The organism is uncultured Campylobacter sp. (genome assembly GCF_938045775.1).
Lineage (GTDB): Bacteria > Campylobacterota > Campylobacteria > Campylobacterales > Campylobacteraceae > Campylobacter_B.
In genome coordinates this window covers 1-5,280 of record NZ_CALIBH010000232.1, presented here as the reverse complement: position 1 = coordinate 5,280, position 5,280 = coordinate 1, and the positions used below count along the sequence as shown (strand labels likewise).

The following is a 5,280-nucleotide window of genomic DNA, read 5'->3' as shown; positions in this document are numbered from 1 at the left end:
CGGCGTTTAAATTTGCGTTTAAAAAGCCGTAATCTTGCGCCAAAACCTGCTCGATCACGCCTGCAACGTAAACGTAGCTAAGAAGCGCAAGCTGCGACTGAGTGGCGTTTTGGATAAGGAAAATTTCGGCGCAGTCTTTGTTTGAATTGCTCGCGCCGCCTCCTACATTACTTGAGCTGCCACTGTTATTTGCAGCGCCGCCTCCGCTGCGAGCGACGTTAGCGAAGGGGCTCGCATTGACGCCGCCGCTCGTATTTTGGAGATCGCCCGTGCCGCCGATAAAACCAGCATTCGTATCGCCCACGTCGCCGATTAAATTTACGCCGCCTTGATCTACGCCTATGTCGCCTGCGCTGCTACCGGAATTTGCAGTCGCTCCGCTTGAATTTACTCCGCTGCCGCCCGCTTCCGAGCCGTTGCCGTATGGACCCTCGCCGCTTGCGCCGGTGCCTCTCGCAGAGGTGTTTATGCCAATCTCGGTGCTGGCGCCCGCATCGCCGTACTCAAGCGGACGGAAATTTTTGGCGCTGCTCGCATTTTGGAGATCGTCCGCACCGCCTGTGGAGGAGCTTTCATCGCCAGAGAGGTTCAAATTTACGCCGCCGCCCGCGCCGCCGAGCCCGCTCAACGAGTTTTGAAATTTAGCCGCAAAGCGCGGATCAAAATACAAAATGCTCTCGATCTCGTGCGCCCTAAAATCCCTCTTCGCGCTCTCTAAGTCCGTGTAAACGCGGGTTTGCAGGTATTTTGAGCCCAAAAATCCGCCGAGTAGATCCCGCTCGATTTTGGAGCTCAGATCGCTTACGAAGCCCACCTTGACGGGCTTTATGTCCATTCGCATCGCGTATCCGTAGATCACGACCAAAATTAGCGGCATCAAAAACGCGATCACGAGCGCCGATCGATCCTTTGCAATCTGCGCAAACTCCTTTTTTACGAGGATTTTTAAAAAGGTAAAGTTCATCCGCCCTTCCCCTGTACTCGGATTTTGCGGCACTGCACTGCGCGCGACGAGCCCCCAAATTTCAATCGCGCAGCAAATGCGGCTGTGGCTACCGCGCTTTTAAATTTTAGCCGCGTGACTGTATCGGGCACGCCCCAAAATTTTAATTGCGAAGGTGCGGCAACCGAGATTTGAAATTTTAACGGCGCGGACGGACTGCCCGCGCCCATTTCGCTCATCGCGCCCTGAAATTTTAATCGCTTGATCGCATACGGCGGGCTTTGAAATTTTAAGCGGTTGCATAGCGCGGTCTCGCTGCTAGATTTTTGACGTAAAAGCTCTACGGCGGCGCAAGATCCGCGATGAAATTTTTGCATTAGGGCTTTAAATTTACAAGCTACTCGCAGACCGACTGCCATTTTAAATTTACGATCTGTTTGCAGAGCGGTCGCCCTTTTAAATTTATAATCTATTTGCGAGCCGCTCGCGCTTTGAAATTTATGGCGCAGACGAAGCGGGCTCGCTTCGGCGCGGAGCTCGCGCAGTATCCATCTACAAAATCCGCGCCGTGCCCTGCCGCACGATGCCTCATTCAAAATTCTGCTGCCGCTTGAAATTTCGCAATCTCTTAAAATTTCGCCGCCTTTCAAAATTTTATTATCGATCCAAAATTTGCCGCTGCTAAAAATCCCGCCGCCGCTTGGAATTTTACCGACGTTCAAAGCCCGGTCGCTCAAAATCCAGCCGCCGTTTAAAATTTCATCGCCCCGCAAGAGCCTTTCGCCGCTTAAAATTTTACCGCGCGGGCGCGCAGCTTTTCGCCCGGCTCGCATAAAATTCGGATCAAAAATCCTAGCCGCTCGCGCAAAATTCAGATCAAAAGCCCTCATCGCCCGCCTCGCTTCTAAATTTTTGCACCTCGTTTATGAAGGCCTGCTGCACGCTAAGCCGCCGCCCGTGCTGCACGCAGACCTCGTCGGGGCTGCCTAGCGCTAGGATTTTGCCGCGATCTTGGATCAAAAACCGATCGCAATACTCCGCCTCTTCCATAAAATGCGTCGTCACGACCACGCTCACGCCGGTGCGCGCCAGCGCATTTATGCGGTTCCAAAAGAGCCTGCGCGAGAGCGGATCGGCGCCGCTGGTGGCCTCGTCGAGAAACAAAATCTCGGGGCGATGGATGAGCGCGCACGCCATGCTGAGGTTGCGCCCCGCGCCGAACGGCAGGTTTTGCCACGTCTCGTTTCGCAGCCGCTGCAAGCCAAACTCGCTCAAAAGCTCCTCAATGCGCCGCTTCAGCGCTACTCCACCGATGCCGTAGCTGCGGCCGAAATACTCTAAATTTTGATAGCAGCTTAGCTTTTTATAAAGCGAAAATTTCTGCGAGACGTAGCCGATGCGCGATCTAATCGATGATTTGGCGTAGCGCAGATCCTCGCCCATGACCGAGATCTCGCCCCCGCTCATCCCCAAAAGCGCGCAGATCATGCGAAACGTCGTCGTCTTGCCCGCGCCATTTGGGCCCAGAAGGCCGAAAATCTCGCCCTTTTTGACCTCGAAACTCGTATTTTCCACGGCGGTGAATGAGCCGAATTTTTTACTCACGTCGCGCACTTTGATGACGGTTTGAGCCGCATCGAAGCTCCTTTTTTCGTAGCCGAAGTTCGCCGCGCCGATCTCTGCTTTGTTTAAAAAAATATACGCATCCTCTAGGCTCGCCTCGCGCGGGCTCAGTTTAAATTTAGCGCTTTCGTTTTCTTTAACTTTAGCGTCTCCGCTTTCACTAAATTTAGCGCCCTCGTTTTCATTTGAAATTTTAAAATTTTCGCCGTCCCCATTTTCGCGCTCCGTGCTTTCGCCTCCTCTGTCTTCGTCGCTGCCGCTTAGGCTAGCATTTAAAAACTCCTGCAGATCGCGCAGGCTTATCGGCTCTTCGCTTAGCAGATCGACGCTGCCGTCTCTGGGGCAGATATCGATGAGCGGGGAGTTTTTTAAAAATCTTTGCGTCTTAAACATCAAGCGGCGCGCCAGGCTCTGATAATCCTCGCTGCATATGCGAAAGGTGCGGTCCCGCAGCGCCGCGGTGATCTTTGCGGCGCGCTCCTGCGCTATGATCTTGCCGCCGAGTAAGATCAGCGTCAGATCGGCATCCGCAGCCTCGTCGAAATACGCCGTCGAAAATATGCATTTCGCGCCGCTTTGATCCAGGTACTCGCGCACGATCGCCCACAGCTCGCTGCGCGAGAGCGGATCAACGCCGACGGTGGGCTCATCGAGCACCAAAAGCCGCGGACGAGCTGCGATAGCGCAAGCGACGCCTAGCTTTTGTTTCATCCCGCCGGAGAGCGAATCCACGGCGTAATCTTTAAATTTCAAAAGCCCCACGCGGCGCAAAAGCCCGCGCAGATACTCCTCGCCGCTTTTTAGATCAAGCCCTTTTAGGCCTGCGAAGATGTTTAAATTTTGCCAGACGCTAAGCTCCTCGTAAAGCCCCAGGCTCTGCGACATATAGCCGTTTGCGCGGACGAATTCTTTATTTTCGCCGCTAGGGGTGAAACCTGCGAATTTTATCTCGCCGCAATCGGGCGCGATGATGCCGCAGATGAGCTTTAAAAGCGTGGATTTACCCGCGCCGTCGGGGCCCGTGAGGCTGATGAGCCGCGGCGCATCGTCAATTCGCAGATCGAAATTTTCAAAAACGACGTTTTTGCTGCGATCCTCTCGCAGGTAAAATTTCTTTAAATTTACGATATTTAGTAGATCCAAGCTTAGCTCCAAATTTTAATTGCTCGCTCCGTCGCTCGGTGCGATGAACGATACCTACGCAGCAAAAAAGCGCTCTTTGTCGCGACGCCTTGCTTCTGTAGCCGCCGAGACATCATGGTTTCGTAGCCGCTACAGCATCTTGGTTTACAACCGCCGCGCGCTTTAAATTTCGCGTCGCACGTTGAACAATTTCGCCCAAACCTCGCATAAATTCGACGCAACTTACCGCAAGCGCGTAAAACCAAGCTCTATCGCGCCTGGGCGCCATGCAATCGCCCGCTCTAATTCGAGTGCCCGCACGATCGGCGTTGCTTACGGCTCGCGCCGAATATTCCGCGCGCCGCCCGATCCGTCTTGAGCGCGTGCATATCGCATCGGCTAGCCGCGCCGCTAACGATGCGCACACAACGCGCATGAACGGGGCGGTCTCCAAAACATGAAGCGGCCCGTGAGTATCCGCGATAAATTCGCTTCAAAACGCAAACGAAAGCAAATTTTCAAACACCTGGCGAGCTGTGAGCGCAGAGCTTTCTATCTGCGTCGCGCCTCTTGCGGTGAAATTTTACCGCCGCTATATCTTTTGGCGAAATTTTACCTATTATCGGCTTTCTTTAGCATAGTACCGACTTCAGCTACCGCGTCCTTTGGGGTAAAATTTCACCGCCGCGCACAATCGGTATTTTATCGCGCCGTTCGTTTCGTAGTGAATTTTACTACCGTCCGCGCTCGGTTCAATCGCTGTTCGTTTATCGCAAAACGCCTGCTAGAAATAAAGCTCGTTGCCACTCTAACGCTCGGCTTTTACCTCGTCTCCGCCGCCGAGCCGCAAATTTTAAAATTTAACTCGCACTGTTTTGCGCCAAAATCTCGGCAAATTTTACTCGCTGCGCTGCGGAATTCCGATCTTTTATCCAAAGCTCCGTCTGCTCGCGCAAAACTCTCGCGATAAATTTTTCGCCGCCTTTCGCCTTTGTACGGCTTAGTTTATAAGCGCGCAGATTTTATCGCCGCCGAGACGATGTATTTTAGGAGCGGCTCAATTTCATCGCCCTACTCTCTGTCGAACAGGCGCCGTTTAAATTCTGCCTCGAAGCGCGCTTTTAAAATTTCATCAGGCTCACGCCGTATGCACGGCTCGCGCGACATTGCGTAAAATTTTGTCGGGCGATGGGCTCTGCTATCCAAATTTTGCCCGCAGGTGCCGCCAAAATCGCTCATAAATTTCGCGTCGTTATGCCGCTAAAATTTTATCGCTAAGGCAACCGTTTAAATTCCAACTCGCCGCACCTGATAGCTTTGGGCGTTGCGCCGCGATAAAATTCCATCCGTAGTGTTTGCCTATCGCCTGCGCCGCGCTTTAAATTTCGCCCTCGCTCGCGATGCTTATGCGCTACCCGCGCGTTAAAATTCCACGCTTATCGGCTGGCCTAAGCGAAAGCTGCCGCCCTCGTCGTCAAAATCAGCGCGCGCCTCCCACACGAGATCTGCGCGCAGCTCCTCGGTCTGAACCGTGCGAGGCGTGTACATCGCGGTTTGGCTCACGTAGGCGACCTTTGCGCTCGCGCTAGAGC

General features: G+C 53.5%; 5 protein-coding genes. 1 reads left to right on the top strand and 4 read right to left on the bottom strand.

Going from position 1 to position 5,280, the window contains the following annotated elements; translation table 11 throughout:
- From Q0238_RS09605 to Q0238_RS09595, 3 genes are all read right to left on the bottom strand, one after another.
- On the bottom strand, nucleotides 1-964 hold a 964-nt coding region (locus tag Q0238_RS09605), incomplete at its 3' end, for an ABC transporter permease (RefSeq protein WP_297945572.1).
- The gene (locus Q0238_RS09600; protein WP_297945570.1) at nucleotides 961-1,833 is read right to left on the bottom strand and encodes a hypothetical protein; all 873 of its coding nucleotides are present in this window, start codon (nucleotides 1,831-1,833) and stop codon (nucleotides 961-963) included. The genes Q0238_RS09600 and Q0238_RS09605, both read right to left, overlap by 4 nt.
- Nucleotides 1,820-3,709, bottom strand: a complete 1,890-nt coding sequence (locus Q0238_RS09595) for an ATP-binding cassette domain-containing protein (RefSeq protein ID WP_297945568.1) — start codon at nucleotides 3,707-3,709, stop codon at nucleotides 1,820-1,822. Before Q0238_RS09595 ends, Q0238_RS09600 begins: the two co-directional genes overlap by 14 nt.
- A gap of 436 nt (nucleotides 3,710-4,145) precedes the next feature.
- Here Q0238_RS09595 and Q0238_RS09590 point away from each other — a divergent pair, with 436 nt between their 5' ends.
- The gene (locus Q0238_RS09590; protein ID WP_297945567.1) at nucleotides 4,146-4,658 is read left to right on the top strand and encodes a hypothetical protein; all 513 of its coding nucleotides are present in this window, start codon (nucleotides 4,146-4,148) and stop codon (nucleotides 4,656-4,658) included.
- A 101-nt stretch (nucleotides 4,659-4,759) separates the two neighbouring features.
- On the opposite strand, the gene Q0238_RS09585 is transcribed toward Q0238_RS09590, so the two are convergent.
- Entirely contained in the window at nucleotides 4,760-4,927 is a 168-nt protein-coding gene (locus Q0238_RS09585; protein ID WP_297945565.1) for a hypothetical protein, read from the bottom strand.
- Nucleotides 4,928-5,280 lie beyond the last annotated feature (353 nt).

Coding starts and splice junctions, on each gene's coding strand:
- Q0238_RS09590 (WP_297945567.1), top strand. CDS start 4,146: ATGAAGCGGCCCGTGAGTATCCGCGATAAATTCGCTTCAAAACGCAAA.
- Q0238_RS09600 (WP_297945570.1), bottom strand. CDS start 1,833: ATGAGGGCTTTTGATCTGAATTTTGCGCGAGCGGCTAGGATTTTTGAT.
- Q0238_RS09585 (WP_297945565.1), bottom strand. CDS start 4,927: ATGAGCGATTTTGGCGGCACCTGCGGGCAAAATTTGGATAGCAGAGCC.